We start from the raw sequence: 3,204 nt of genomic DNA, 5'->3' as shown, positions 1-3,204 counted from the left end.
ATGGCCTTGGCGATGGTCGAGGAAGATCACGGCCATCGCGTGGCGCTGACGGTGGCGCGCAACCTTGTCGTGTTCCTGAAGCGGCCCGGCGGGCAATCCCAGTTCAGCACGATGCTGCAGTCGCAATCGACGGAAGGGCCGTTGGGCTCGTTGCTCGCCTGGATCGTCGATCACCCACGCAGCGACCTTCGGGCCGAGGCGCTGGCCGACCGCGTCAACATGAGCCTCCGCAATTTCTACCGCGCATTCGAAGCGGCCACCGGCGCCTCGCCCGCCAACTGGGTCGAAATGGCGCGCGTGGAAATCGCCAAGCGGCTGCTTTCGCACGGGAGCGAGCCGATCGAACAGATCGCCTACAAGGCCGGGTTCGCGAGCTACGACACCATGCGCAAGGCCTTTGCGCGGCGGATGGGCGTCACGCCGACCACCTACCGCGAGAGGTTCGCGCCGCGGCGCATGGCGCCGGCGCAGCCGTCAGGACGCGAGAGCGAGCCTACCTATACTCAGTAGCGCGGCAGCGGGTGTTGCGATGCGGGTGGTCCGGGCGGGCCCAACAGCCGCTCGCCTGCGGTCAGAAGTGGTGCGTGCAGAAGGCGAGCAACAGGATGACCGGGATCGGGACACCCAGCACCAGGAGAAGGACTGACCGCATGCGGACCTCGCGTGAAAAAGGCCGCCGCATAACGCCGCTCGGCGTCGCCCCGTTCCGGGAGTTACCGGGGCTGGGCTTCCGCCGCCTGGAGTTGCGGCCGCCGGGTCGGCGGGGCCATGAACTCCGGCGACACCGGATCGGTGATGCAGCGCTGCAGGATGGCGTCGATGTCCGCCTTGGTCGCCTCGTCGATACGCCAGCCGGCGACCTCGTCGACCGGGTCGAGCTGCTCGGGGCGGCGGGCGCCCCACAGGGCGATCGTCGGCCCCTGGTCGAGGATCCAGCGCACCGCAAGCGCCGGCAGCGACTTGCCGAAGCGCTCGCGCGCTAAGGTCTTCAGCGCCTCGGCCGCCGAGAGATACTGCCGGAAGCGATCCCCCTGGAACTTCGGATCCTGCTTGCGCAGGTCGTCGCCGTCGAAGGTCGTCGCGGCGGTTATCCGGCCGGCGAGCAGGCCACGGCACAGCGCGCCGTAAGCCAGCACCGCGAGGCCGGCGTCCTTGGCGTAGGGAAGCACGTCGGCTTCCATCTCGCGTTCGAAGAGGTTGTACGGCGGCTGGACCGCGTCGAGCCGCGCCCTCGTGCGGAAAGCGTCCATCTGGGCCGGCGAATGATTGCTGACCCCGATCGCCCGGATCTTGCCCTCCCGGCGCAGGCCCTCCAGCGCCTCGGCCGTCTCGGCGATGGAGGTCTCCAGGTCGGGCCAATGCACCTGGTAGAGGTCGATGACATCGGTGCGCAGGCGCCGCAGCGACGCCTCGATCTCCTGGCGGATGCGGGCGGGACGGGCGTCGCGGAACGGCTTGCCGTCCTTCCAGGACAGGCCGACCTTGGTGGCGATCTGCACCTTGTCGCGCAGGCCGCCCTCGGCCAGGGCCTTGCCGACGATCTCCTCCGAGACGCCGAAGCCGTAGACCGGCGCCGTGTCGATCAGGGTCACCCCGCGCTCGATCGCCGAACGGATGGTGGCGATGGACTGGGCCTCGTCGGACCCGCCCCACATCCAGCCGCCGATCGCCCAGGTCCCGAGGCCGATGCGCGACGTCTTCAGGCCCGAGGCGCCGATTGCGATCTGTTCCATGCTCAGGCCCTCCCTGCGGCGGAGGTCTCGGCCAGGCCGCGCGGTTCGCCCGCGTCGGCGGCGGCAAGCCCGCCGATGGCCGACCAGTCGAGCCGCTCGCCGCCGTGGGCCATCAAGGTGAGGAAACGGTCGCGCAGCAGGCTGGCGAGCGGCATCGGCACGTCGAGGTGTTCCGCCGCGGCGAGCGTCAGCCGGATGTCCTTCTGTCCCAGCGGGGCCGCGAACCCGGCCGGCTCGAATTTGCCGTCGGCGATCATGCCGCCATAGGTCTTGTAGACCGGGATGTCGAACAGCGCCGACGTCAGGATGTCGAGGTAGCGCCTGCGGTCGATGCCGGCCTTGCCGATCAGCGCCATCGCCTCGCCCAGCGACTCGATGACCGAGGCGAGCAGGAAGTTGCCGCTGAGCTTCACGAGATTGGCCGTCGCCGGGGTCGCCGAGACGATGAAGGTCTCGCGTCCGACCGCGTCCAGCAGCGGCGCCGCCTCGTCGAGCGCCTCGGATGCCCCGGCCGCGGCGACCGCGAGCTGGCCGGCCGCGGCGACCTCCGGGCGGCCGAACACCGGGGCCGAGAGGAAGCGGACGCCGTGCGCCAGGTGGGCCGCCGTCAGCCGCTCCGCCAGATCGACGCTGATGGTGCTGGACGAGATGTGGATCGCGCCCCGGGGAAGGCTGGCAAGCACGCCGCCGTCGCCGAACACCACGTCTTCGACGGCCTGGTCGTTGGCCAGCATGGTCATCACCGCCGCGCCGCGGCAGGCGTCCGCCACGGTGACGGCGACCTTGGCGCCCCGTGCCGCCAGGGCCGCGGCCTTCGAGGGCGTACGGTTGTAGACCGTCACCTCGTGGCCCGCCTTCAAGAGGCTCGCCGCCATGCCGGCGCCCATGCGCCCCAACCCGATGAAACCGACCTTCATGACGACACCTCATCCACCGACACATTGGAAACGCGATGGCAGGCAGCCGTCCCAGGCCGGGGCGGCAGGCCTCGATCGCGCCGATGAGACTCGGGGCCGATCCTGTCAGCCAGCGCGCGCCGGTTCTTACATCCCTGTCAGCTCGCTTGCGGGTCTGCGAGCCCCTCTTCGAACGCCGGGAAAGAGGCGCAAGCCCGCGCCACGCAACAAATCCCCCCGCTCGGCGCTTTACACTTCTGAGGGCCCGGGTGGAGACAGGGGGGTCGAGGCATGTCCATAGAGGAACGAGATGCACCGGGCGGACGCGCCGCCGCCCTCGGCTTCTACTTCAACGCCGACGACACCTGGCGCGCCGGCCCCGCGACGCCTGAGCCGTGGGAGGTGACCTGGGTCGAGGCCGATCCTGACGACCGGCCGCAGGAAGCGCCGGCGCGGCGCCGCGGATCGAAGCGCCTCATCGCCCTGGGCCTCGCGCTGATCGCCGGAACCGCCATGGCGCTGACCTGGAGCCTGACGCCGGGCCGCCGCCCCGCGCCCGAGGTCGCGCCGCCGGC

The 3,204-nt window shown here is 70.7% G+C and carries 4 protein-coding genes; 2 read left to right on the top strand and 2 right to left on the bottom strand.

Annotated features, from left to right (window positions below; genetic code table 11):
- A partial coding sequence (locus JWP28_RS06340; RefSeq protein WP_299541227.1) for a helix-turn-helix domain-containing protein occupies window positions 1–510 on the top strand: 510 nt, incomplete at its 5' end.
- 203 nt (window positions 511–713) lie between these two features.
- Here the strand turns inward: JWP28_RS06340 and JWP28_RS06335 are convergent.
- Window positions 714–1,733: an aldo/keto reductase gene (locus tag JWP28_RS06335; protein WP_299541225.1), complete on the bottom strand. Its 1,020-nt coding sequence runs from the start codon at window positions 1,731–1,733 to the stop codon at window positions 714–716.
- A 2-nt stretch (window positions 1,734–1,735) separates the two neighbouring features.
- Complete coding sequence (locus tag JWP28_RS06330; RefSeq protein ID WP_299541223.1) at window positions 1,736–2,650, bottom strand: NAD(P)-dependent oxidoreductase; 915 nt, start codon at window positions 2,648–2,650, stop codon at window positions 1,736–1,738.
- 270 nt (window positions 2,651–2,920) lie between these two features.
- On the opposite strand from JWP28_RS06330, the gene JWP28_RS06325 reads away from it, so the two are divergent.
- A partial coding sequence (locus tag JWP28_RS06325) for a hypothetical protein (RefSeq protein WP_299541221.1) occupies window positions 2,921–3,204 on the top strand: 284 nt, incomplete at its 3' end.

This window comes from Phenylobacterium sp., from assembly GCF_028290885.1.
Lineage (GTDB): Bacteria > Pseudomonadota > Alphaproteobacteria > Caulobacterales > Caulobacteraceae > Phenylobacterium.
This window is presented reverse-complemented; position numbering and strand designations above follow the sequence as displayed.